Raw genomic sequence first — 24,181 nt, 5'->3', positions numbered from 1 at the left:
AGTGGCCGATCTCGCCGGTCCCGAGCTGCCGCGTTCCAGCGCAGCCGTCGCCGAACCCACTGCCCACGACCCGGACGCCAAGGGTTACTTCGGCGCCTACGGCGGACGACTGGTCCCCGAGGCGTTGATGGCGGTGATCGAAGAAGTCACCGCCGCCTACGAAAAGGCGCGGGCCGACCAGACCTTCCTCGATGAGCTGGACCGCCTGCAGCGGCACTACACCGGCAGGCCGTCGCCGCTCTACGAGGCCACCCGGCTCAGTGAGCATGCCGGGGGAGCGCGACTGTTCCTCAAGCGAGAAGACCTGAACCACACCGGTTCCCACAAGATCAACAACGTCCTCGGGCAGGCCTTGCTCGCTCAGCAGATGGGCAAGACTCGCATCATCGCCGAGACCGGTGCCGGTCAGCACGGGGTGGCGACGGCGACCGCCTGCGCGTTGCTCGGCATCGAGTGCGTGGTCTACATGGGTGCCGTCGACACCGCTCGGCAGGCGCTGAACGTGGCCAGGATGCGGCTGCTCGGCGCCGAGGTGGTGTCCGTCGAGTCCGGCTCGAAGACGCTCAAGGATGCCATCAACGAGACCTTCCGCGACTGGGTCGCCCACGCGGACGACACCTACTACTGCTTCGGTACCGCGGCAGGCCCGCATCCGTTCCCGGCCATGGTGCGTGACTTTCAACGCGTCATCGGCCTCGAGGCGCGGGTGCAGATTCAAGAGCAGGCGCATCGCCTGCCCGATGCGGTCACCGCCTGCGTCGGCGGGGGGTCGAACGCGATCGGCGTGTTCCATGCCTTCATCGACGACCCGGGTGTCCGGCTGATCGGCTACGAGGCCGCGGGCGACGGGGTGGAGACGGGCAGGCACGCCGCGACGTTCACCGGTGGTTCGCCAGGCGCCTTCCAGGGCTCGTTCTCCTACCTGCTGCAGGACGAGGACGGCCAGACCATCGAATCGCATTCGATCTCAGCGGGTTTGGACTATCCAGGTGTCGGGCCCGAGCATGCCTACCTGAAGGATATCGGTCGCGCCGATTATCGGCCGATCACCGACACCGAGGCGATGGACGCGTTGTCGCTGCTGTCTCGGACCGAGGGCATCATCCCGGCCATCGAGTCCGCGCACGCGGTGGCCGGCGCACTCAAGCTCGGTGTCGAGCTCGGCCCGGGATCGATCATCCTGGTGAACCTGTCGGGCCGCGGTGACAAGGACGTCGAGACGGCGGCGAAGTGGTTCGGCCTGTTCGACGGCGAGGGGACGCCAGAATGACGACCAGCCGGTTGGCCGGACTTTTCGAAACGTGCCGCGCAGAGAACCGTTCGGCGCTGATCGGCTACCTGCCAACGGGGTACCCGGACGTCCCGACGTCGATCTCGGCGATGACGGCCATGGTCGAATCCGGTTGCGACATCATCGAAGTCGGCATCGCCTATTCAGACCCCGGAATGGATGGGCCGACCATCGCGGCGGCAACGAACGTCGCACTGCAGGGTGGTGTGCGGGTCCGCGACGCGTTGACTGCGGTCGAGGCGATCAGCAATGCCGGTGGTCGTGCCGTGGTGATGACCTACTGGAACCCCGTCCTGCGGTGGGGTGTCGACGCGTTCGCGCGTGATCTGGCGGCTGCCGGCGGCCTCGGCCTGATCACCCCCGACCTGATCGTCGACGAGGCCGACGAGTGGATTCGGGTATCCGACGCCCACGGCCTGGATCGGATCTTCCTGGTTGCGCCGTCGTCCACCCCAGAGCGGCTTGCCACCACGGTGGCGGCATCGCGCGGGTTCGTCTACGCCGCGTCGACGATGGGCGTGACGGGTGCTCGCGATGCGGTGTCCGATGCCGCGCCCGAACTGGTTGCGCGGGTCAAGGCGGTCTCCGACATTCCCGTCGGAGTCGGGCTTGGGGTGCGTTCGCGTGCACAGGCCGCGCAGATCGGTGCCTACGCCGACGGAGTCATCGTCGGATCGGCGCTGGTGTCGGCGTTGAGTGAGGGCATCCCCGCCGTGCGGGCATTGACCGAAGAACTGGCCGACGGAGTGCGACAGAGGATTACAGCGTGACGACATCGGTACTCGCCTACATCCCGAGCCCGGCCCAGGGTGTGTGGCATCTCGGTCCGGTGCCGCTGCGGGCATATGCGCTCTGCATCATCGTCGGCATCGTCGCCGCACTGATCGTCGGCGACCGTCGTTGGGTCGCCCGTGGCGGTCAGGCCGGCGTCATCTACGACATCGCGCTGTGGGCCGTTCCGTTCGGCCTGATCGGCGGCCGGCTCTACCACGTCATGACCGACTGGCGGACGTACTTCGGCGACGACGGCGCGGGATTCGGCGCGGCCCTTCGGATCTGGGACGGCGGCCTCGGCATCTGGGGTGCGGTGGCACTCGGTGGCGTCGGCGCGTGGATCGGATGCCGTAGCCGCGGCATCCCGCTGCCCGCCTTCGGCGACGCGATCGCTCCCGGAATCGTGCTGGCGCAGGCGATCGGCCGCCTCGGCAACTACTTCAACCAGGAACTCTATGGGCGTGCGACGACGCTGCCGTGGGGTCTGGAGATCTACGAACGGCGCAACTCCGCCGGGGTCCTCGACTCGCTCAACGGCGTATCGACAGGGCAGCTCGTCGAAGTGGTCCACCCGACGTTCCTGTACGAATTGCTGTGGAACCTGCTGATTTTCGCGGTGCTGATCTACGTCGACCGGCGCTTCAAGATCGGCCACGGCCGGCTGTTCGCGCTGTACGTCGCGGGGTACTGCGTCGGCAGGTTCTGGGTCGAGTTGATGCGTAGCGACATGGCCACCCACATCGCCGGGATCCGGATCAACACGTTCACCTCGACGTTCGTGTTCATCGCGGCGGTCGTCTACATCATGGTGGCGCCAAAGGGTCGAGAAGATCCCGTGACGCTCAAGGGCAACGACATCGACGAGGAGTCGCTGCTCGACGAGATCGGCGAGGAGTTGGTCGCCGTCGCTGCCACCAGTGGCGTGGTCGCCGCGGCGACGGTGGCGGGTGCGGAGGACAAGCGCGAGGACGCGGTGCCGGAGTCGGCCGCCGGGGGTGACGCCGAGCCTGCCACCGTGGCGGCGGCGGTCGAGGACGTGGACGAGTCTGAGTCCGAGGACTCCGACGCGCTTGCGGAGGCGGATGAAGATCCCGAGGCCGACGATGCCGAAGACGAGGTCGACATCGAAGGTGCCGTGCCGATTGGCTCCGAGTCGGGGCCGATGTCCGAGCAGGCTGAGGAACTCGCCGCCGAGCAAGAGGACGAGCCCGAGGAAGGCGACGAATCGGAAGCAGCCGCTGCGGGAGAGGACGCCGAAGCGGAGTCGGTCGAGGCCGCTGAGGAAGCGATTGAGTCCGAAGGCAGCGAGCCCGACGAAGCCGAAGACGAAGACGAGCCCGACGAAGCCGAAAACGAGCCCGAGGCCGTCGAGGCTGAACCCGAACCCGACGCTGAGCCTGCCGAGTCCCCCGAGCTCGCTGAGGTGAAGTCCGACGCCGAGCCAGAGCCCGACGCCGTGACCGAGGCTGCCGACACCGAGGCCGCGCCCGTCGCCACCGAGCCTGAACCGGAAGAGGGTTCGGGTTCGGTCGAAGGTGACGAGGTGGTTGAGGCGCAGCAGGACGCGCCCGAGGTGCACGAGGCTGCGGTTGAGGGTGCAGAGCAGGCCGAGGCCGTGGCTGAAGAGGTCGCCGCCGAGGCTGAGCCCGCTGAAACCGAGCCCGCGGAGGTCTCTGAGGACACAGAGGCCGAGTCTGCCGCGGACGGAGAGTCTGCCGAGTTCACCGAAGCCAAGTCCGCCGGCGAGCCCGAGCCCGAGGAGGGGCTGGGCTCGGTCGAGGGTGACGAGGTCGTGGCTGCAGAACAGGACGCGCCCGAGGTGCACGAGGCTGCGGTTGAAGGTGCCGAGGAGGCCGAAGCCGTGGCTGCGGACGTTGCCGCCGAAAGCGAGTCTGCTGAGTCTGATCCAGAGCCAGCCGACGAACCCGATCCGGCGGTCGCCGAGTCGGAGCCTGCAGACGCCGCCGAGCCCGAGTCCGATGGATCTGACCCTGCCGACGCAGCTGAGCCCGAGGAGGGGTTGAGCTCGGTCGAGGGTGATGAGGTCGTGGCTGCTGAGCAGGACGCGCCTGAGGTGCACGAGGCTGCGGTTGAGGGTGCCGAGGCGGCCGAAGCCGTGGCTGAAGAGATCGCCGCTGAGCCCGAGCCCGCCGTTCAGCCCGTCGCTGAACCGCCGCGTGGACGATGGTGGAGACGTCGCGGCTGAGGCCGTCGGCAATTTCATTTATAGGTGTGATGGACGACCTGTTCATCGTGTCCCGATGAGACACCGTCGCCATGGCGATCACGTCGGGCCCCGCACAAGGGCGCTCATCCAGCTTGCAGCTGCGCCCGACGGCCGTTCAATGGCTGGCTGGCAGCGAAAACACGGATTGACCGTCGGACTAGAGCCCGGTGGCGGCCACTCCATACTCCGCCTGCGCTGCGGTGAATCCGGAATATACGAGCTGGTCGATGAGTCCGCCACGGGAGAAGCCTGAGACGTCGAGGTAATCCTTTGCGGCCTTCGCCGCCTGCTCATTCCAGTTAACGGTGATGTGGTCGACGGCGTATGTTGCATCTTCCGTTGAGAAGTCGCTGTATTCCAATTGGTCGATGAGCCCCTGACGGGAGAAGGCACTAACGTCGAGGTAGTCCTCTGCGGTGCGCACGGCGTTCTGTTGACTCACCGGACTGAGGGGTAGCTGACTCAGCGGGCTGAGAGATAGCCCGGGTTGGAACGTATCTGCCCGTGCTTCACCCACCGGGACAACGCTGATCGCCAGGAGCACGGTTGTGGCGAGCGCAATGACATGTTTCTTGTCCATGGTTCAGGAATGTAGCGCTTTGCTGGCAACAGTCGATGGGTTATCTGAAAGGTAGCTGTCAGCGGGAGGTAGTTGGCGATTCCGCCCCGACTACGCCCGCAGGTTCCAGCGACGTCCGGCGAGGTGACCCGGCGATCGTCAGGCCACCTGAGCCGCATCCGATGCGCAGCGTGACGATGCCGAGGCGGCAACGTCCGCGGGCCGCCGCCGCTGAACGTCGGCGCAATGCTCTGAACGCCTCGCCCTCGAAAGACTGCGCCCGTGGTCGGTGCACGCCCGGTACGATGAATCTCCACCCTTCTGACCAGCCGGAGGGTCTGGCATGCTGAATGGCATGACGGAACCGCAGTTCGGGGGCAGAGAAGACTGGACACCGTCTGCGCCCCCGCCACCCCAGCAGCCACCACCGGGATATGCGCCGCCCCCGTTCCCGCCGCAGTATCAACCGCAGTACCCGCCACCACCCGTGGGGGCGTACTACGACCCGTCGGCGCCGTACGGTCGCCATCCCCTCACGGGAGAGCCGCTGTCGGAGAAGTCCAAGGTGGTCGCGGGCCTGCTGCAGCTGCTCGGACTGTTCGGCCTGGTGGGCATCGGGCGCATCTACCTCGGCTACACCGGCCTCGGCGTCGCCCAGCTACTGGTCGGTCTCTTCACCTGCGGGATCGGTGCGATCATCTGGGGCATCATCGACGCCGTCATGATCCTCGGCGACAAGGTCCGGGATCCGCAGAACCGTCCGCTCCGCGATGGAACCTAGCGCCACCAGCAACGCCCGCGGTCCGTTGCTGGGCACACTCGGTACCGGCGCGGTGTTCGTCGGCGGGCTGGCCTACGTCGGCCTGAGCGATCCGCACCGGGCCGGATTCCTGTTCCCCGGATGTCCCTTCAAACTGCTGACCGGCTGGAATTGCCCGGCGTGCGGCGGTCTTCGGATGACGCACGACCTGCTCCACGGTGACATCGGAGCCGCAGTGGTCGACAACGTGTTCCTCACGATCGGACTCCCGCTGCTGGCGATCTGGCTTCTGCTGCGGTGGCGACGCGGCCTACGCCTGATGCCGATCCCCGCGACGGTGACGATCGGCGTGTTGGCGCTGGCCTGGACCGTCGTGCGCAACTGGCCGGGGTTCCCGCTGGTCCCGACGCTCATCGGCGGGTAGTGCCACAACTCCGCTGATACACTCGAACTTCGGGCCGGTGCAGTCCCAGGAAGAAAGTTTCCGGACTGCGGAGGTATACCAATGCTGTTCTCGGCATTGCCCGATGCGCAGGGTCTATACGACCCCGAGCGCGAGTCAGACTCGTGCGGCGTCGCCATGATCACCGACATCCAGGGCCGCCGTTCGCACGCCATCGTTGCCGACGGACTGACGGCGCTGGAGCACCTCGAACATCGCGGGGCAGCGGGCGCCGAACCCAATAGCGGTGACGGCGCTGGCATTCTGCTGCAGCTTCCCGTCGACCTGCTGCGCGAGGTCGTCGACTTCGACTTGCCTCAACCCTCGCCCGACGGCGAGAACACGTTCGCGGCCGGAATCTGTTTCTTTCCAAGCGATCCCGTTGCACGCGCCGTGGCCCGTGCGAGCGTCGAGGGCATCGCCGCCGAGGAGGGCCTCGAGGTGCTCGGCTGGCGTGAGGTGCCCATCGACCCCGACGGGGCCGAGATCGGGATGACCGCACTCGGCTGCATGCCTCACATGACCCAATTGTTCGTCGCCGCACCGGAACACAACGGTCACCGGCCGGCAGGCATCGACCTCGACCGCAGGGTGTACCCGCTGCGCAAGCGCGCCGAGGCAGCCCCAGAGGAATCGCAGGTGTACTTCCCGTCACTGTCCAGCCGGACCATGGCCTACAAGGGCATGCTGACGACGATGCAACTGCCGCGCTTCTTCCAGGACCTTCGCGACGAACGCTGCAAGAGCGCCATCGCGATCGTGCATAGTCGCTTCTCCACCAACACCTTTCCGTCATGGCCGCTGGCCCACCCGTTCCGCTTCGTCGCCCACAACGGCGAGATCAACACCGTCCGCGGCAACCGCAACCGGATGCACGCCCGCGAGGCGATGCTGGCCAGCACCCGCATCCCTGGCGACCTGAGCCGGCTGTCACCGGTCTGTCCGCCGGGGTCGTCGGACTCCACCGCCTTCGACCAGGTGCTCGAACTGTTGCACCTCGGCGGCCGGAGCCTTCCCCACGCAGTGCTGATGATGATCCCCGAGGCGTGGGAGAACAACGCCACGATGGACCCGGCGCGCCGCGCGTTCTGGCAGTTTCACGCCTCCCTGATGGAGCCATGGGACGGGCCTGCCTGCGTCACCTTCACCGACGGTACCGTCGTCGGAGCCGTCCTGGATCGCAACGGTTTACGGCCAGGACGCTGGTGGCGCACCATCGACGACCGGATCATCCTCGCCAGCGAGAGTGGCGTGCTGGACGTGCCATCGGCCGAGATCGTGGCGAAGGGTCGCCTCGAGCCGGGAAAGATGTTCCTCATCGACACTGCCGCGGGCCGGATCGTGACCGACGACGAGATCAAGGACGAGCTGGCCGAGGCCGAGCCCTACGACGAATGGCTGCATTCGGGCCTTCTGGATCTCAAGACGCTTCCCGACCGGGTTCGGGTGCAGCCCAACCACGACTCGGTGGTGCGCAGGCAGATTTCCTTCGGCTACACCGAGGAGGAGCTCCGCATCCTGCTCACCCCCATGGCCGCCTCGGGCGCGGAGCCGTTGGGCTCCATGGGAACCGACACCCCGACGGCCGTGCTCTCGCAACGGTCGCGACTGCTCTACGACTACTTCGTCGAGCTCTTCGCCCAGGTCACCAACCCACCCCTGGACGCGATCCGCGAGGCGGTCGTGACGTCGATGGCCCGGGTGATGGGGCCGGAGCACAACCTGCTCGAACCGTCCGCCGCGTCCTGTCGGCAGATCAAGTTGGCGTGGCCGGTGCTCGACAACGACGAACTGAACAAGATCGTCCACATCAACGACGACGGCGAACAGCCCGGGCTCAAGACCACGGTGCTACGCGCGCTCTACGACGTCGAACGGGGCGGCGAGGGCTTGGGCGAGGCATTGGACGATCTGCGTGTCCGGGCCTGCGAGGCGATCGCGAAAGGCGCACGGACGCTGGTCATCTCCGACCGCGACTCCGATCACACCAAGGCACCGATCCCGTCGCTGCTCGCGGTCTCGGCGGTGCACCACCACCTGGTCCGCACCAAGGAGCGCACCACCGTCGGGCTGGTGGTGGAGAGCGGTGACGCACGCGAGGTGCACCACATTGCGATGCTGATCGGCTTCGGAGCCGCCGCCGTGAACCCCTATCTGGCCTTCGAGTCCATCGAGGACCTGGTCAGGGAGGGCGAGCTGACCGGTATCGAGCCGTCCGCTGCCGTGCGCAACTACCTCAAGGCGCTCGGCAAGGGCGTGATGAAGGTCATGAGCAAGATGGGCATCTCGACCGTCGCCTCCTACACCGGCGCCCAGGCATTCGAGGCCATCGGGATCGACCGTGACGTCGTCGACGAGTACTTCGCAGGCACACCAACCCAACTTGGCGGTGTCGGCCTCGACGTGCTTGCAGAGGAGGTCAAGCTGCGGCACCGCAGGGCCTATCCGGAGAACCCGACCGAGCGCGTACACCGCAGGCTCGAGGTCGGCGGTGAGTACGCCTTCCGGCGGGAGGGCGAACTTCACCTGTTCACCCCGGAAGTGGTCTTCCTGCTGCAGCATTCGACGCGTACCGGCCGTCACGACGTCTTCGAGCAGTACTCCGACGAGGTGAACCGGCTGACCCGCGACGGCGGTGCGTTGCGGGGGCTCTTCGAATTGAAGACCGGTGTGCGCCCGCCCGTCTCGTTGGACGAGGTGGAATCGGTCGATGCCATCCTCACCCGGTTCAACACCGGCGCAATGAGTTACGGCTCGATCTCCGCCGAGGCGCACGAGACCATGGCGATCGCCATGAACGCGCTCGGCGGCCGCTCGAACTCGGGGGAGGGCGGCGAGGATGTCGACCGCCTCTACGACCCACGCAGGCGTAGTGCGGTCAAGCAGGTGGCGTCGGGACGGTTCGGCGTCACCAGCGACTACCTGGTCAACGCCACCGACATCCAGATCAAGATGGCCCAGGGCGCCAAGCCCGGCGAGGGTGGCCAGCTGCCCGGCTACAAGGTGTACCCGAACATCGCCAAGACGCGGCACTCCACCCCTGGGGTCGGGCTGATATCACCGCCGCCGCACCACGACATCTACTCGATCGAGGACTTGGCGCAGCTGATCCACGACCTCAAGAACGCCAACTCGGAGGCGCGGATCCACGTCAAGCTGGTCAGCTCCGTCGGAGTCGGGACCGTCGCGGCGGGCGTGTCCAAGGCGCACGCCGACGTGGTGCTGATCTCGGGTTACGACGGCGGAACCGGTGCGGCGCCTCTGACGTCCTTGAAGCACGCGGGCGCGCCGTGGGAGATCGGGCTCGCCGACACCCAGCAGACGTTGGTGCTCAACGGTCTTCGGGACCGGATCACGGTGCAGTGCGACGGCGGCATGCGCACGGCGCGCGACGTCGTCGTCGCGGCATTGCTCGGTGCCGAGGAGTACGGCTTCGCGACGGCGCCGCTGGTGGTGGCCGGCTGCATCATGATGCGGGTATGCCACCTCGACACCTGCCCGGTCGGTGTGGCGACTCAGAACCCCGAGCTGCGGGCGCGGTTCAACGGCAAGCCGGAGTTCGTCGAGAACTTCTTCCGGTTCATTGCCGAAGACGTCCGGAAGTATTTGGCGGAGTTGGGCTTCCGCAGCATCGATGAGGCCGTCGGGCGCGTCGACGTGCTCGACACCGCGCCAGGCGTCGCGCACTGGAAGAGCCGCGGGCTGGACCTGACGCCCATCTTCGCGATCCCCAGGGACGCGCACGGCGCGCCGCTCACCCAGCGGCGGAAGTTGCGCGACCAGGACCACGCCCTCGAGCACGCACTCGACCAGACCCTCATTGCGCTGGCCGAGGGAGCCCTCGAGGACGCCCGTCCGGTGCGGCTGGAACTGCCGGTACGCAACGTCAACCGCACCGTAGGAACTCTGCTGGGCGCCGAGGTCACGCGCAGGTACGGGGGTCAGGGCCTGCTCGACGACACCATCCACGTCACGCTGACGGGCTCCGCGGGCCAGTCGCTCGGCGCGTTCCTGCCGCCCGGCATCACGCTGGACCTCATCGGTGACGCCAATGACTATGTCGGCAAGGGACTCTCGGGAGGGCGGGTGATCGTCAGACCGGACGACGACGTGCTCTTCCTTCCGGAGGACAACGTGATCGCGGGCAACACCCTGGTCTTCGGGGCCACCTCCGGCGAGGTGTTCCTGCGGGGGCGGGTCGGCGAACGGTTCTGCGCCCGCAACTCCGGCGCGCTGGCCGTCGTCGAGGGCGTCGGCGACCACGCCTGTGAGTACATGACCGGCGGGCGGGTCGTCGTGCTCGGCAAGACGGGCCGCAACATGGCTGCGGGCATGTCGGGTGGCATCGCGTTCGTGCTCGGCCTCGACCCGGCCATGGTCAACACCGAGATGGTCGAACTGCAGCGGCTCGAACCGGAGGATCTGGTGTGGCTGCACGAGGTCGTCGCGAGGCACTCCAACCTTACCGGCAGCACGTTGGCCAGATCGTTGTTGTCCGACTGGCCAAGGCGCAGTGGGCAATTCACCAAGATCATGCCCACCGACTATCAGCGGGTACTGCAGGCCACCCGGATGGCGAAGGCCGAGGGGCGCGACGTGGACACCGCGATCATGGAGGCGAGCCGTGGCTGACCCGACCGGATTCTTGAAGGTCGCCAAGATCGAGGCGGCCAAGCGTCCCGTCGACGAACGCGTCGGCGATTGGCGCGAGGTCTACGAACGACAGGATCCCAACGAACGAGCCGGCGAGGTGTCACAGCAGGCACGCCGCTGCATGGACTGCGGAATCCCCTTCTGCCACTCCGGAACCGCAGGCTGTCCGCTGGGGAACCTCATCCCAGAGTGGAACGATCTGGTGCGGCGCGGGCGGTGGGACGCCGCGAGCGACCGGCTGCACGCCACCAACAACTTCCCCGAGTTCACCGGCCGGCTGTGTCCGGCGCCGTGCGAGGCGGCGTGCGTGCTGTCCATCGCCGACGAGCAGACCGGCGGCGCCGTCACGATCAAGCGAATCGAACAGGCGATCGTCGACCATGGCTGGATGTACGGCATCATCGAACCCCAGCCTGCCGCCATCTCCACGGGCAAGAGCGTCGCCGTGGTGGGCTCCGGGCCTGCGGGACTTGCCGCCGCTCAGCAGCTCACCCGCGCCGGCCACGACGTCACGGTCTACGAGCGCGACGATCGCCTCGGCGGCCTGATGCGCTACGGCATCCCCGAGTACAAGCTGGAGAAGTCCACCCTGAACCAGCGCCTTGCCCAGATGCGCGCCGAGGGCACGCGATTCGTCACCGACTGCGAGGTCGGCGTGGACCTGAGCATCGAGGCGCTACACGCACAGCACGACGCGGTGGTGCTCGCCGTCGGAGCGCTGCGTGCCCGCGACAACGACGTCGAAGGGCGCGACCTGGCAGGCGTGCACCTGGCGATGGACCACCTGGTGGCCGCCAACAAGGAGTGCGAGGGGGACGGCGCCTCCCCGCTATCGGCCAAGGACAAGCACGTCGTGATCATCGGCGGCGGGGACACGGGAGCCGATTGCCTCGGCACCGCGCACCGGCAGGGTGCGAAGTCGGTCACACAACTCGACTACAACGCGGAGCCTCCCGGGCAGCGCGACGAGACCCGCTCGCCGTGGCCGACGTGGCCGATGGTGCTGCGGACCTCACCCGCCCACGCCGAGGGTGGCGCGCGCCGCTACGAGGTCGCGGTTCAGCGGTTCCGCGGCGACGAGAAGGGCAACCTGCTGGCGATGGAGATCGCCGAAGTGAAGGTGGAGCGCGACGCACAGGGCCGTCGGTACATCACACCGGTCGGCGACACCATCGAAATCCCCTGCGAACTGGCACTTCTAGCGATCGGTTTCGAGGGCGTCGAGCACATGGCGCTGCTCGGCGGCCTCGGGCTGACCCTCAACGGAAGGGGAGCGTTGGCGTGCGGTTCCGACTGGCAGACCGACGCTCCTGGAGTGTTCGTCTGCGGTGACGCGCACAGGGGCGCTTCGTTGATCGTGTGGGCCATCGCGGAGGGTCGCAGCGCCGCCCACGCCGTCGACAGTTTCTTGATGGGTGACTCGGATCTGCCCGAGCCGGTGAAGCCGGGCGCCCTCCCACTGGCCGTCGTCTGAATCGTCGTCTGAATCGATTACGACTATGCTGAGTTGCCGTGACTAGACGCGGAAAGATCGTCTGTACCCTTGGCCCCGCCACCTCCACCGATGAAATGGTGAAGGCCCTGGTCGAGGCGGGCATGGACGTCGCGAGACTCAACTTCAGCCATGGCGACTACGCCGACCACGAATCCAATTACAAGCTGGTGCGTGCCGCATCGGACGTTACCGGCCGCGCCGTCGGCATCATGGCCGACCTCCAGGGCCCGAAGATCCGACTCGGCCGCTTCGCCGACGGCCCGACGGTCTGGGCGGCCGGCGAGACGGTGCGGATCACCGTCGAGGAGTGCGAGGGCACGCACGATCGCGTGTCGACGACGTACAAGCGGTTGGCCCAGGACGCCACTCCCGGCGACCGGGTGCTCGTCGACGACGGCAACATCGGGCTCGTCGTCGAGCACATCGACGGCAACGACGTCGTCTGCTCGGTCACCGAGGGCGGCAAGGTCAGCAACAACAAGGGCATGTCGCTGCCCGGCATGAACGTGTCGGCACCCGCCCTTTCGGAGAAGGACGTCGAGGACCTCGAGTTCGCGTTGCGCCTCGGCGTCGACCTGGTCGCCCTGTCGTTCGTGCGGTCGCCGGCCGACATGGAGTTGGTCCACGAGGTGATGGACCGGGTCGGCAGGCGGGTGCCCGTCATCGCCAAGCTGGAGAAGCCCGAGGCCATCGACAACCTCGAGGCCATCGTGCTGGCATTCGACGCCATCATGGTCGCCCGCGGTGACCTTGGCGTCGAACTGCCACTCGAGGAGGTCCCGCTGGTTCAGAAGCGGGTCATCCAGATGGCAAGGGAGAACGCCAAACCCGTCATCGTGGCCACCCAGATGCTCGAGTCGATGATCGAGAATTCGCGGCCCACCCGCGCCGAGGCATCCGACGTCGCCAATGCGGTGCTCGACGGCGCAGATGCGGTAATGCTCTCCGGCGAGACGTCGGTGGGCAAGTACCCGCTGGAGGCCGTCAGCACGATGGCCCGCATCATCACCGCCGTCGAGGACAACTCCACTTCGGCGCCGCCGCTGACCCACGTGCCGCGCACCAAGCGGGGCGTCATCTCCTACGCCGCCCGCGACATCGGTGAACGACTGGATGCCAAGGCGCTGGTGGCGTTCACGCAGTCCGGCGACACGCTGCGCCGGTTGGCCCGGCTGCACACCCCGCTGCCGTTGCTGGCGTTCACGCCGTTGCCCGAGGTCCGCAGCCAGCTCGCGCTGACCTGGGGTACCGAGACGTTCATCGTGCCGCACATCCAAACCACCGACGGGATGATCCGTCAGGTTGACGTGTCGCTGCTGGAGCTCGGCCGCTACAAGCGCGGTGACCTGGTGGTCATCGTCGCAGGCGCCCCTCCCGGCACAGTAGGCTCGACCAACATGATCCACGTGCACCGGATCGGCGAGGACGACCACTAGGAGAGCCCCTGTGTCTGCCGGCGATGAGCCGCTTGCGCGAAGAGCATCGAATGCAGACCTCAACGAGTTGCTGGCAGTACTCGACCTCCGCCGGGTCGACGACGACACGTTCACCGGCGGCCATCCGAGCAGGAACCCGCCAAGGACGTTCGGTGGCCAGATGATGGCGCAGGCGTTCGTCGCGGCAAGCCGGACACTGCGGCACGACCTGCCACCCAGCGCGCTGTCGATGCACTTCATCGCCGGCGGTGATCCGGCCAAGGACCTGGAGTTTCACGTCGTGCGGCTGCGCGACGAACGTCGGTTCGCCAACCGGCGCGTCGACGTGACGCAGGACGGCGTGTTGTTGGGCTCGGCGTTGGTCTCGCACTTGTCGGGTGGACGCGGTCTCGAGCACGACGTCGATGCCCCGAATGTCGCTGCCCCGCACGGCTTGCCGACGATCGACGAGCTGCTGCGTGGCTACGAGGAGACGGTGCCGCACTTCGTCAGCGCGCTGCGACCGATCGAATGGCGCTACACCAACGACCCGGCCTGGGTCATGCGGGACAAGGGGGAGCGGCTGCCCCACAACCGGGTGTGGCTGAAGGCCGACGGTCCGATGCCCGACGACCCGCTGATGCACACCGCGGCGTTGGTGTACTCGTCGGATACCACCGTGCTCGACTCGATCATCACCACGCACGGTCTGTCGTGGGGTTTCGACCGCATCTTTGCGGTCAGCATGAACCACTCGGTGTGGTTCCACCGGCCCATTCGGTTCGACGAGTGGGTGCTCTACTCGACGTCGTCGCCGGTCGCCGCCGACTCGCGGGGACTCGGCACCGGGCACTTCTTCGACGAATCCGGGCGCGTGCTGGCCACGGTGGTTCAGGAGGGAATCGTCAAGTACTTCCCTGGATCTGGATCCGGCACCTGACGCGCTAGGGCGTCGGCGTGACGGTGATGCTGAACTGGTTCTCCATGCGATCTTGGAGCTGGTTCACGCACCCCTCAACGGCTTTCGGGTCCGAGCCGGCGTGGGCAACGCAGTCCATGTAGTCGGTACCGCCGACTTCGGAGAACACGCCCATCCAGATCGGGATGAACGCGAGCGACACGATCACGGAGAGCGCGCCGAGGACGATTCCGGCGATGGCGACGCCCGTGTTGGTGGCCTGCCCGCGCTTCGCCCTGCCGTAGCCGACGATCCCGAGGATCGCCGCGAGCACGCCGAGTACGACGCCGCCGACCACCGTCCAGCAGAACACCAGGCCGATGATGGCGGTGACGAGTGCGAAGATGCCGAGGCCGTTCTTCGGCCCAACGGGCGGCGGTTGGTAGCCGCCGTAGTAGGGCTGTTGCGAGTACGGCTGTTGCGGCGGAGGAGGATATCCGCCGGGATACCCGGTCATGTCTGCCGAGAGTACTCGTCGGGGCGCAATGACAGGACCTGGCACGAAATGCCGTCGGGCAGGTGATGGGTCGCGACCACGACGGCACGGTCGGCAGGGAACAGCGCGCCTGGCGTGAGCAAGTCGGTCAGGATGCGCTCGCCGTCGGAGGCGTCGAGGTGTTCGGTCGGCTCGTCGAGCAGCACGATCGCGAACGACGAGACGAGTGCCCGCGCCAGCAGCAGCCGCCTGCGCTGACCTGCCGACACAGCCGCAGCGCCGCCTTGCAGGACGGTGGACAGCCCCTTGGGCAGGCCGTCCAGCCACGGCTGGAGGCCGACGCGCGCCAGTGCAGAGCTCAGCTCGGCGTCGGTGGCGTCACCGCGCGCAACCAGGAGGTTGTCGCGCACCGTGGTGTCGAAGAGGTGCGCGTCCTCGGCGAAGAAACCCGCTTCCCGATCGGAGGCTCCCCGATCGGAGGCGACCGCCATCAACAGCGTGGTCTTTCCGCAGCCGCTGGGACCGATCACGGCCAGCCGGTCACCCGGTCGGACCTCGACGGGCGATACCACCGGTCGTTGGCGTCGAGTCGGGTCGGGCTCGGTGATCTCGACAAGGCGGCGGATGGCGATGCGGGCGCGGGTCAGTTGGGTGGCCGCTGCGGGCAGCGCCGTGGTCGCCTCGAACGCCGACAGCGGAAGCAGCATCAGGATGGCCAGAGTGGTCGGGGCCACCAAGGGGGCCAACGAGATTCCCGCGATCAGCGCTCCGAGCACGCTCGCGCCGAGCGCAAGCGTCGGCACCGCGGCGGCGAACGCCGCGGGAGCCGCTGCCCGGTCGGCGGCGCCACCCCACACGTGCTGTTGCCGCGTGGACTCGGCGATTACGTCGTCGAGGCGGCCGCCCACCCGAAGTTCCGGCGCGTGCTCGAGGGCCAGCATCGCCGCGGTGTCTCGTGCCGAATGATGTTCGACCGCAGCCACTTCGGTTGCCTTGGCCGCGCGTGCAGCCAGCCACGGCGCGAAGACGGCCGCGAGAAGGAGGCATCCGGCGAGGACGGCGGCCGCGGCGGGGGAGATGACGGCGATGACCGCGGCGGCGGCCGACGACAACACTGCGGCGACGGCGATCGGCAGGACCGCGCGGACGAGCACGTCGGCCAGTTCGTCGACCGAGGAACCGACCCGTGACACCAGTTCTCCGCTGTGCAGGCGCGGCGCCGTCTCCGCGGGAGCGTCGACCAGCCTGCGGTACAACTGCGTGCGCGCGGCGCCGGCGGCGCGCAGTGCGGTGTCGTGCGACGCGAGCCGCTCGCAGTAGCCGAGCACGCCGCGCGAGATGCCGAGCGCGCGGACCGCCACCACGGCGACGGTCAGGTCGAGCACGGGCGGCATCTGCCATGCCCGCGTGATCAGCCACGCAGAAACCCCGGCCAGTGCGAGCGCGCTGCCGAGCGCGAGTGCCCCGAGCGTGACGGCCAGCGCGAGGCGCGTCCAGCGCGGGCGGAGCAGGGCGATGGCGGCGAGAAGCGGTGAATCGCTAGACAAGGACTTCACCCCCGACGTGCACCACGCGGTCACCGATGGCGGTCACCCTCTCGCGGTGGCCGACGAGCACCACGGTCGCTCCTGCTCGCGCCCGTTCGACGATGGCGCGCAGTACCCGATCCTCCAGCTCGGCGTCCAGGTGCGACGTCGGTTCATCGAGGAGCAGTACGGGAGCCCGCGAGCCGAGGACGCGCGCGATGCCGAGTCGTTGGCGCTGACCGAGGGACAGGCCTTCACCACCGCGGCCGATCACGGTGTCCAACCCGGAGGGGAGGGTTGCCAGCACGGCGTCGAAACCTGCTGTGCGGCAAGCATCGTCGAGATCGTCGATCGCACCGAACAGCTCGAGGTTCTCGCGCAGTGTGCCTGGCACCAGGGCCGGACGTTGGGTCAGCCACGCCACCTTCGCCCACCAGGCCCGCAGGTCGAGGTCCGCGACGTCCACTCCGGCGATCAGTACCCGCCCCGACGTCGGCCGGGTCAACCCGAGGATCACCTGAAGTGTGGTGCTCTTGCCCGCACCGTTTGGGCCGGTCAGCACGGTAATCGAACCGGGCTCGACGTCGGCGGTCAAACGATGCGGCGCAGCACCGTCGCGGCCGTCGACGGTGACTTCTTCGAGCCGGATCGACGAACCTGCTGTTTTACTTCCCGTCGCTTCGCTCGCCTCGGTGGCCACCGGCAACGTCCCGCCGATCGGACCGGGTGCGACGTCGAGCATTCCGAATGCCTTCTCCGCGGCCGTCTTCCCGTCCTGCGCCGCGTGGAACTCCGTACCGACGCGTCGCAGCGGCCAGAACACCTCGGGTGCCAGTAGCAGCGCGGTCAATGCGGTGGACAGTTCCACCTCGCCGAACACCAGTCGGAGCCCGACGCTGACCGCGACCAGGGCGACGCCGAGGGTGGCGAGTAGTTCCAGCACTAGTGCGGAGAGGAAGGTGATCCGTAGCGTCGCCATCGTGGAACGGCGATGTGCGGCAGCGAGTTCGGCAATCCGGTGTGCGGGTCCGTCGGCCCGCCCGAGCGCCCGCAGGGTCGGGATGCCTGCGATGAGGTCGAGCAGTCGGGACTGCAGCGTGGTCATCGCCGCCAGCGAGGCCGCCGACCGTTCGGCGGTGACCAGGCCGATCAGCACCATGAAGAGTGGGACCAGCGGCAGCGCGATCAACACGATCACCGCCGACCGCAGGTCGTAGCAGGCCATCACCACCACCGCGGCAGGAGTGAGGAGCCCGGCCAGGATCACCGCGGGCAGATAGCGGGTGAAGTACGGCCGCAGACCGTCGAGGCCACGGGTGGCAAGGACGGCGGCCTGGTCCCGAAACGCGGCGAGTTGGGGCGGGGGCAGTGCGCAGACAGTGGTCAGCACCCGCTCGTTGAACTCGGCGATCACGGCCGTCGCGCCCCGCTGGCTCAGCCGGGCCTGCAACCACTGGGCAGCCGCGCGAACGAGCCAGAGCGTCAACAGGATCCACAGCGCACCCGACCAGTGCGACACCGTGCGCGAAGCGGGGTCGGTGATGACGCCCGAGATCACGTGCGCCAGCAGCACGGCGGAGGCGATGGCGCATCCGGTGATCACCACGCCACAGCACACCGACGCGGCCAGATGCCGCCGCATCGCGCTCGAGGCGTGCAGCCGGTTCACGTCGGTCGCCGCGACAGCCCGATCGGGGCGGGAATCCGGTCCGCCGAGATGCGTTGCCGGAACACCCAATACGTCCACGCCTGATACATGATGACGAGCGGGGCGAAGATCAGCGCCGCCCAGCTCATGATCTTCAGCGTGTACGGCGTCGAGGACGCGTTCTGGACGGTGAGGCTCCAGTCCGGATTCAGCGTGGACGGAACCAGATTCGGGTACAGCACCGCGAACAGCAGGATCACCACGGCCGCGACCGTCCACGCCGTGCACGTGAACGCCCAGCCGTCGCCGCCCTTGCTCAACACCAGCATGACGGCCGTCAGCTGGGAGACGATCGCGAAGCCGAGGATCAGCCAGGTCCAGTCGTTGCCGTGAGCTAGTTGGGTCCACACCCCGAACGCTGCTACCGCCGCGGTCACCGGCAAGGCGAGCCTGGCGGCGAATCGGGTCGCGTCGTCACGCACGGCGCCTTCGGTCTTCAGCCGGGCGAACAATGCCCCGTGGAACGCGAAGAGGCCCGCGGTGGCCAATCCACCGAGCAGCGTGTACGGGTTGAACACGTCGGTGAAGGAGAGATGAATCTGCTTGTCTGCGTTGACCGGAAGGCCGCGCACCAGCGCGGCGAAGACGACGCCCCAGAGCACGGCGGGCACCCAGGAGCCGATGGCGATGCCGAGGTCGGCCCATTGCCGCCAGCGTGGGTCGTCGATCTTGCCGCGCCATTCGATCGCGCAGATGCGCATGATCATCGACACCAGGATCGCCAGCAACGGCAGGTACAACCCAGATAAGAGGGTGGCGTACATCCCTGGGAACGCCGCGAACATCGCACCGGCCGCCGTGATCAGCCATACCTCGTTGCCGTCCCACACCGGGCCGATCGTGTTGAGGGCGGCGCGCTGGTGCTGTTCGCGGTCACCCGTGGCGACGCGGCCGAAGGGCTTCATCAACATGCCGATGCCGAAGTCGAAGCCCTCGAGCACGAAGAAGCCGACGAACAGCCCCGCCAGGGCGATGAACCAGAAGTCGTGCAGTGCCATGGGACTGCTCCTCAGTACGCGAACGACATGGGCGCGATTTCGTCGTCGCCCGGCGGTTTCGGGGGTGCGGGTTCGGAGTCGTGTTCCAGTGGCCCCTCGACCACGTACCGGCGGAGCAGCCAGAACCAGACCACCGCCAGACCCGCATAGAGGGCGGTGAACGTGATCAGCGACGTCAACACCAGACCGGCCGAATGTCCTGACACACCCTGGTCGACGGTCAGTCGGATCATCTGATCCCCGGTCGGGTTTGGCACCACCACCCACGGCTGCCTGCCCATCTCGGTGAACACCCATCCGGCGCTGTTGGCCAGGAACGGCGTTGGTAGTACGAGGAGGGCGAACCAGGCGAACCAACGCTGGTCGGGGATACGGCCGCGCCGGGTAAGCCACAGTGCGACGACCGCGAACAAGCCTGGGACGGCGAGGAATCCGATCATCGCGCGGAATGCCCAGTAGGTGACGAAGAGGTTGGGTCGGTAGTCGCCGGGCCCGAACTTGGTCTGGTACTGCTCTTGAAGGTCCTTGACACCGTCGAGCTTGACCCCGTCGAACCTTCCCTCGGCCAGGAAGGGAAGCACGTAGGGCACTTCGATGAGGTGGGTGACGCTGTCGCAGTTGTTGTGCGTCCCGATGGTCAGGACCGAGAAGTCGGGATCGGTTTCGGTGTGGCACAGCGACTCCGCGCTGGCCATCTTCATCGGCTGCTGCTGGAACATCAGCTTGCCCTGGGCGTCGCCTGTGAGCCCGAGGCCGGCGGCAGCCGCCAATGCGACGAGGCAGCCCAAGATGGTCGCGGGACGGTACATCGTGCGTGCTTCATCGTCGCTTGTACCGGCACCGTCGCGGGCTCGCACCAGCCACCACGCGCAGACCCCTGCGACGAACGTGCCCGCGGTCAGGAAGGCTCCCGTCACCGCGTGCGAGAAGGCCGCCGTCGCAGTGTTGTTGGTGAACAACGCCACGATGCTAGTCAGTTCCGCGCGACCGGTTTCCGGGTTGTATCGGGCACCGACGGGGTGCTGCATCCACGAGTTCGCGGCGATGATGAAGAACGCCGACATGTTCACCGCGACGGCGACGACCCAGATGCACGCCAGGTGCACCAGCCGGGGCAGGCGCGTCCACCCGAAGATCCACAGCCCGAGGAACGTCGACTCGAAGAAGAACGCGACCAGACCCTCCATCGCGAGGGGAGCCCCGAAGACGTCGCCGACGAAACGCGAGTACTCGCTCCAGTTCATGCCGAACTGGAATTCCTGCACGATGCCGGTGGCCACGCCGAGGGCGAAGTTGATCAGGAAGAGCTTGCCGAAGAATCGGGTGAGCCGGTACCACGCGGGGTTGTCGGTGATCACCCACACGGTCTGCATGACGGCGATCAACGGTGCAAGGCCGATGGTCAGCGGGACGAATATGAAGTGGTAGACGGTGGTGATGCCGAACTGCCACCGTGACACGTCGAGCGGGTCCATGTGCACCATCTCCCGAGCTGCGGCTCTTGTCTACGACGAATTGTAGTAGACAACAACGCAAAGGGCCATGACCCTGGTCACGCCCTCATTCAGTTGGTGGATTCCTTCGCCTCGGTGGCCTCCTTGGCTTCCGAGGTGACCTCCGGCACGACGTCGGCGGCGGGCTTGGTCGCTACCTTCTTGGTGGTGGCACGGATGCCGAACGCGGCGACGACCTCCATCACGCCGATGACGATCAGCCAGATGCCGACCACCAGCGCGAGGGTGGCCATCGATTCGAACGGCGACGCCAGGACCACGACACCGGCGATGAGGCTGATGAGGCCGACGAAGATGTTCCAGAGGCGCCCGGGCAGCGTCGGGTCACTGATCGCTGAAACCGTCGTCGCCACGCCGCGGAAGACGAAGCCGACGGCGATCCAGATGGCCATCAGCAAAACCGCATCGTAGAGGTGCCGGAATGCCAGTACCGCGAGGATCAGTGCGGCGGCGCCGCTGATGAACAGCAGGACGCGACCGCCTGCGGTGACGTGCAGGCTGAATGCAAAGATCACCTGCTGGATACCCGTCACCAGCAGGTAGGCGCCGAAGAAGATGGCGGCGACGGCGATTGAGATGCCCGGCCACGCCACGACCGCAACGCCGAGTGCGACGGCCAGCACGCCGGAGACCAGAGCAGACTTCCACAGGTGCGGCAACAGGTTCGGTACAGCGGGAGTTGTCATGCGGAAAGTGTTCCACAGCGTTTACCCTGCGCGGGGGATTCACACGGCGCCGATCGGCGACCGGCGTTAAGTTTCACCTACCGCGGCGCCAACACCCCGCTAGTGTTCCGTTACCGGCCAACCACTGAGGCCCAATTCAGAAAGAAGAGGCAACTCGTGCCAGGTAAGAAGATGTGGCGCATGGCCGCGGTTTTTGCCGCGACGGGCGCACTGGTGATGTCGGGGTGTGCGAGCAACACCGAAGGTAACGGCCCGTCGACCACCGCGGCCGCACCGTCCGCGGCAAAGGTCGACGAGATTGCCAACACCGTGCCCGAGAACATCAAGTCCTCCGGCAAGCTGGTCGTCGGGACCAACCCGCCATACGCACCGAATGAGTTCAAGGATCCGAGCGGCAAGATCGTCGGCTTCGACGTCGACCTGATGAACGCCGTCGCGGCTACCCTGGGCCTCACCGCCGAGTACCGCGAATCCGATTTCGACAAGATCATCCCGGCGATCCAGGGCGGTACCTACAACGTCGGGATGTCGTCGTTCACCGACACCAAGGAGCGCGAGGCGTCCGTCGACTTCGTCACCTACTTCTCCGCGGGCAGCCTGTGGGCGAAGGGCAAGGGAGCCCAGGTCGATCCGGAGAACGCGTGCGGCAAGAAGGTCGCGGTCCAGTCGACCACGGTCCAAGAGACCGACGAATTGCCTGCGCGCAGCAAGAAGTGCACGGACGAGGGCAAGCCTGCGATCGAGATCATCAAGTTCGACCGCCAGGACGACGCCACCAGCGCCGTCGTGCTGGGCAAGGCGGATGCGATGTCGGCGGACTCCCCGGTGACGCTCTACGCGATCAAGCAGAGCAACGGCAAGCTCGAGACCGCCGGTGAGACCTTCGACTCGGCGCCATACGGCTGGCCAGTGGCCAAGGGTTCGCCGCTGGCGGCATCCCTGCAGAAGGCGCTCGAGCACCTGATCGAGACGGGCGACTACAAGACGATCGCGACGAACTGGGGCGTCGAGGCGGGGTTGATCGACAAGCCCGTCATCAACGGTGCGACCAGCTAACCGCTTATGACAGTTGACGCTTCGTCGCCATCCGCCATCGACGCGGTGCCGTTGCGGCACCCGTGGCGGTGGGTGGCGGCGATCGTCATCGTCGTCCTGGTGGTGTTGTTCCTCTACGGTGCAGCCACCAATGACGCGTACGGCTGGGCCACCTACCGCAAGTATCTGTTCGACGAACGGATTTCGGCGGGGGCCTGGTACACCATCCAGCTGACCGTGCTGTCGATGGTGCTGGCAGTGGCGCTGGGCGTATTGCTGGCAGTCATGCGGCTCTCGCCCAACCCGGTGTTCAAATCGGTTGCCTGGGTGTATCTCTGGATCTTCCGCGGTACTCCGGTGTACGTGCAGCTGGTGTTCTGGGGGTTGGTCCCCACGCTGTACAAGAACATCCAGCTCGGAGTCCCCTTCGGGCCGTCGCTGTTCCACCTGAACCTGCAGGATCTGTCGATCAACTTCACCCTGGCGTTCGTGGGCCTTGGCCTCAACGAGGCCGCATACATGGCGGAGATCATCCGTGCAGGCATCAGCTCGGTGCCCGAGGGTCAGTCCGAGGCGTCGACCGCGCTGGGCATGTCGTGGTCGATGACGATGCGTCGCACCGTGTTGCCACAGGCCATGCGCGTGATCATCCCGCCGACCGGCAACGAGTTCATCAGCATGCTGAAGACCACGTCGTTGGTGACGGCGGTGCCGTTCAGTCTCGAGTTGTACGGGCGGGCCCGCGACATCTCCGGCGTGATCTTCGAGCCCATACCGCTGCTCATGGTCGCCGCGACCTGGTATCTGGCCATCACCAGCGTCCTGATGGTCGGCCAGTTCTACTTGGAGCGGTACTTCTCCCGCGGCGCGTCGCGCAAGCTGACCACCAAGCAGCTCGAAGCGCTGGCGGCCGCGCAAACCATAGGTATAGGGGGGCACCCATGACGCCGATGGTGAAGGCCGAGAGCGTGTGCAAGAGCTTCGGTGCGCTGAAGGTGCTCAAGGGCGTGACCTTGGAGATCGACAAGGGCCAGGTGCTGGTCCTTGTCGGTCCGTCCGGGTCTGGCAAGTCGACGTTCCTGCGGTGCATCAACCATCTGGAGCAGGTGAATGCCGGTCGGCTCTACGTCGACGGTGACCTGATCGGCTACCGGGAGCGCGGCGACAAACTACACGAGATGCCGCCGCGCGAGGCCGCGAAGCAGCGCCGGAACATCGGGATGGTGTTTCAGCACTTCAACCTGTTCCCGCATCGCACCGCGCTCGACAACATCATCGAGGCCCCGATCCAGGTGAAGGGCGTCAAGAAGGCCGCAGCGATCGCCCGCGGCAAGGATCTGCTGGAACAGGTCGGCCTGTCGGAGAAGGCAACCGCCTATCCGGCCCAGTTGTCCGGTGGTCAGCAGCAGCGCGTGGCGATCGCGCGGGCACTGGCGATGGACCCCAAACTGATGCTGTTCGACGAACCGACGTCGGCACTCGACCCCGAGCTCGTCGGCGAGGTCCTCGCCGTGATGAAGAAGCTGGCGAGCGAAGGCATGACGATGGTGGTGGTCACCCACGAGATGGGCTTCGCCCGCGAGGTCGCCGACCAGATCGTCTTCATGGACGGCGGGGTGATCGTGGAGAGCGGCAAGCCACGCGAGGTGTTGAGCAATCCCCAGCACGAGCGGACGAAGGCATTCCTGTCCAAGGTGATGTAGA

At 67.0% G+C, this 24,181-nt stretch carries 19 protein-coding genes; 12 read left to right on the top strand and 7 right to left on the bottom strand.

All coding sequences use genetic code 11. The features are described 5' to 3' along the window. Position 1 precedes the first annotated feature (1 nt). Genes trpB through lgt form a run of 3 tightly spaced genes read left to right on the top strand, consistent with a single transcriptional unit; the run spans position 2 to position 4,271 of the window. Positions 2 to 1,270 (top strand): tryptophan synthase subunit beta, encoded by a 1,269-nt coding sequence (gene trpB, locus HNP02_RS00545; protein ID WP_184432989.1) that lies wholly within the window; start codon positions 2 to 4, stop codon positions 1,268 to 1,270. After that, complete coding sequence (gene trpA / locus HNP02_RS00540; RefSeq protein WP_184432986.1) at positions 1,267 to 2,061, top strand: tryptophan synthase subunit alpha; 795 nt, start codon at positions 1,267 to 1,269, stop codon at positions 2,059 to 2,061. Before trpB ends, trpA begins: the two co-directional genes overlap by 4 nt. Next, a complete protein-coding gene (gene lgt, locus HNP02_RS00535; protein ID WP_184432983.1) occupies positions 2,058 to 4,271 on the top strand; it encodes a prolipoprotein diacylglyceryl transferase in 2,214 nt (737 codons plus the stop codon). The genes trpA and lgt overlap by 4 nt, the downstream gene beginning before the upstream one ends. 178 nt (positions 4,272 to 4,449) lie before the next feature. On the opposite strand, the gene HNP02_RS00530 is transcribed toward lgt, so the two are convergent. Continuing rightward, positions 4,450 to 4,872: an Ltp family lipoprotein gene (locus tag HNP02_RS00530; protein WP_184432980.1), complete on the bottom strand. Its 423-nt coding sequence runs from the start codon at positions 4,870 to 4,872 to the stop codon at positions 4,450 to 4,452. A 334-nt stretch (positions 4,873 to 5,206) separates the two neighbouring features. Between HNP02_RS00530 and HNP02_RS00525 the strand changes: the two genes are divergently transcribed. From HNP02_RS00525 to HNP02_RS00500, 6 genes are all read left to right on the top strand, one after another. Further along, positions 5,207 to 5,632 carry an NINE protein gene (locus tag HNP02_RS00525; protein ID WP_184432977.1) on the top strand — a complete coding sequence of 142 codons (426 nt, stop codon included), beginning with the start codon at positions 5,207 to 5,209 and terminating at the stop codon, positions 5,630 to 5,632. Beyond that, a complete protein-coding gene (locus HNP02_RS00520) occupies positions 5,622 to 6,035 on the top strand; it encodes a DUF2752 domain-containing protein (RefSeq protein ID WP_184432974.1) in 414 nt (137 codons plus the stop codon). Before HNP02_RS00525 ends, HNP02_RS00520 begins: the two co-directional genes overlap by 11 nt. An 81-nt stretch (positions 6,036 to 6,116) precedes the next feature. Further along, positions 6,117 to 10,685, top strand: coding sequence for a glutamate synthase large subunit (gene gltB / locus HNP02_RS00515; RefSeq protein WP_184432972.1), 4,569 nt, complete (start codon positions 6,117 to 6,119; stop codon positions 10,683 to 10,685). Further along, on the top strand, positions 10,678 to 12,180 hold the full coding sequence (locus HNP02_RS00510; protein ID WP_184432969.1) for a glutamate synthase subunit beta: 1,503 nt from the start codon (positions 10,678 to 10,680) through the stop codon (positions 12,178 to 12,180). The genes gltB and HNP02_RS00510 overlap by 8 nt, the downstream gene beginning before the upstream one ends. A 38-nt stretch (positions 12,181 to 12,218) precedes the next feature. Beyond that, positions 12,219 to 13,637, top strand: a complete 1,419-nt coding sequence (pyk, locus tag HNP02_RS00505; protein ID WP_184432966.1) for a pyruvate kinase — start codon at positions 12,219 to 12,221, stop codon at positions 13,635 to 13,637. A 10-nt stretch (positions 13,638 to 13,647) separates the two neighbouring features. Beyond that, complete coding sequence (locus tag HNP02_RS00500) at positions 13,648 to 14,556, top strand: acyl-CoA thioesterase II (protein WP_184432964.1); 909 nt, start codon at positions 13,648 to 13,650, stop codon at positions 14,554 to 14,556. A 4-nt stretch (positions 14,557 to 14,560) separates the two neighbouring features. On the opposite strand, the gene HNP02_RS00495 is transcribed toward HNP02_RS00500, so the two are convergent. From HNP02_RS00495 to HNP02_RS00470, 6 genes are all read right to left on the bottom strand, one after another. Beyond that, the gene (locus HNP02_RS00495) at positions 14,561 to 15,031 is read right to left on the bottom strand and encodes a DUF4190 domain-containing protein (RefSeq protein WP_184432961.1); all 471 of its coding nucleotides are present in this window, start codon (positions 15,029 to 15,031) and stop codon (positions 14,561 to 14,563) included. Further along, a complete protein-coding gene (locus tag HNP02_RS00490; protein WP_184432957.1) occupies positions 15,028 to 16,557 on the bottom strand; it encodes an ATP-binding cassette domain-containing protein in 1,530 nt (509 codons plus the stop codon). The genes HNP02_RS00495 and HNP02_RS00490 overlap by 4 nt, the downstream gene beginning before the upstream one ends. Beyond that, positions 16,550 to 18,178: a thiol reductant ABC exporter subunit CydD gene (gene cydD / locus HNP02_RS00485; RefSeq protein WP_184434834.1), complete on the bottom strand. Its 1,629-nt coding sequence runs from the start codon at positions 18,176 to 18,178 to the stop codon at positions 16,550 to 16,552. The genes HNP02_RS00490 and cydD overlap by 8 nt, the downstream gene beginning before the upstream one ends. Before the next feature lie 23 nt (positions 18,179 to 18,201). Then, on the bottom strand, positions 18,202 to 19,242 hold the full coding sequence (cydB, locus tag HNP02_RS00480; protein ID WP_184432941.1) for a cytochrome d ubiquinol oxidase subunit II: 1,041 nt from the start codon (positions 19,240 to 19,242) through the stop codon (positions 18,202 to 18,204). An 11-nt stretch (positions 19,243 to 19,253) separates the two neighbouring features. Then, positions 19,254 to 20,717: a cytochrome ubiquinol oxidase subunit I gene (locus tag HNP02_RS00475; RefSeq protein ID WP_184432937.1), complete on the bottom strand. Its 1,464-nt coding sequence runs from the start codon at positions 20,715 to 20,717 to the stop codon at positions 19,254 to 19,256. Between the two features lie 89 nt (positions 20,718 to 20,806). Beyond that, positions 20,807 to 21,442 carry an HdeD family acid-resistance protein gene (locus HNP02_RS00470; RefSeq protein ID WP_184432932.1) on the bottom strand — a complete coding sequence of 212 codons (636 nt, stop codon included), beginning with the start codon at positions 21,440 to 21,442 and terminating at the stop codon, positions 20,807 to 20,809. 171 nt (positions 21,443 to 21,613) lie between these two features. Here HNP02_RS00470 and HNP02_RS00465 point away from each other — a divergent pair, with 171 nt between their 5' ends. From HNP02_RS00465 to HNP02_RS00455, 3 genes are read left to right on the top strand one after another with little or no spacing between them, the layout of a single operon-like run. Next, positions 21,614 to 22,498, top strand: a complete 885-nt coding sequence (locus HNP02_RS00465) for an ABC transporter substrate-binding protein (RefSeq protein WP_184434831.1) — start codon at positions 21,614 to 21,616, stop codon at positions 22,496 to 22,498. Between the two features lie 6 nt (positions 22,499 to 22,504). Next, complete coding sequence (locus HNP02_RS00460; protein ID WP_184432926.1) at positions 22,505 to 23,422, top strand: amino acid ABC transporter permease; 918 nt, start codon at positions 22,505 to 22,507, stop codon at positions 23,420 to 23,422. Next, on the top strand, positions 23,419 to 24,180 hold the full coding sequence (locus HNP02_RS00455; RefSeq protein WP_304610986.1) for an amino acid ABC transporter ATP-binding protein: 762 nt from the start codon (positions 23,419 to 23,421) through the stop codon (positions 24,178 to 24,180). The genes HNP02_RS00460 and HNP02_RS00455 overlap by 4 nt, the downstream gene beginning before the upstream one ends. The last annotated feature ends 1 nt before the right edge of the window (position 24,181 follow it).

The organism is Mycobacterium sp. AZCC_0083 (genome assembly GCF_014202335.1).
Classification (GTDB): Bacteria; Actinomycetota; Actinomycetes; order Mycobacteriales; family Mycobacteriaceae; genus Mycobacterium.
This window is presented reverse-complemented; position numbering and strand designations above follow the sequence as displayed.

Excerpts from the sequence above, each read along its gene's own strand:
- trpA (WP_184432986.1), top strand. The coding sequence starts at position 1,267 with ATGACGACCAGCCGGTTGGCCGGACTTTTCGAAACGTGCCGCGCAGAG.
- HNP02_RS00530 (WP_184432980.1), bottom strand. The coding sequence starts at position 4,872 with ATGGACAAGAAACATGTCATTGCGCTCGCCACAACCGTGCTCCTGGCG.
- HNP02_RS00525 (WP_184432977.1), top strand. The coding sequence starts at position 5,207 with ATGACGGAACCGCAGTTCGGGGGCAGAGAAGACTGGACACCGTCTGCG.
- HNP02_RS00520 (WP_184432974.1), top strand. The coding sequence starts at position 5,622 with ATGGAACCTAGCGCCACCAGCAACGCCCGCGGTCCGTTGCTGGGCACA.
- gltB (WP_184432972.1), top strand. The coding sequence starts at position 6,117 with ATGCTGTTCTCGGCATTGCCCGATGCGCAGGGTCTATACGACCCCGAG.
- HNP02_RS00495 (WP_184432961.1), bottom strand. The coding sequence starts at position 15,031 with ATGACCGGGTATCCCGGCGGATATCCTCCTCCGCCGCAACAGCCGTAC.
- cydD (WP_184434834.1), bottom strand. The coding sequence starts at position 18,178 with ATGCGGCGGCATCTGGCCGCGTCGGTGTGCTGTGGCGTGGTGATCACC.
- cydB (WP_184432941.1), bottom strand. The coding sequence starts at position 19,242 with ATGGCACTGCACGACTTCTGGTTCATCGCCCTGGCGGGGCTGTTCGTC.
- HNP02_RS00475 (WP_184432937.1), bottom strand. The coding sequence starts at position 20,717 with ATGGACCCGCTCGACGTGTCACGGTGGCAGTTCGGCATCACCACCGTC.
- HNP02_RS00470 (WP_184432932.1), bottom strand. The coding sequence starts at position 21,442 with ATGACAACTCCCGCTGTACCGAACCTGTTGCCGCACCTGTGGAAGTCT.
- HNP02_RS00465 (WP_184434831.1), top strand. The coding sequence starts at position 21,614 with ATGTGGCGCATGGCCGCGGTTTTTGCCGCGACGGGCGCACTGGTGATG.
- HNP02_RS00460 (WP_184432926.1), top strand. The coding sequence starts at position 22,505 with ATGACAGTTGACGCTTCGTCGCCATCCGCCATCGACGCGGTGCCGTTG.
- HNP02_RS00455 (WP_304610986.1), top strand. The coding sequence starts at position 23,419 with ATGACGCCGATGGTGAAGGCCGAGAGCGTGTGCAAGAGCTTCGGTGCG.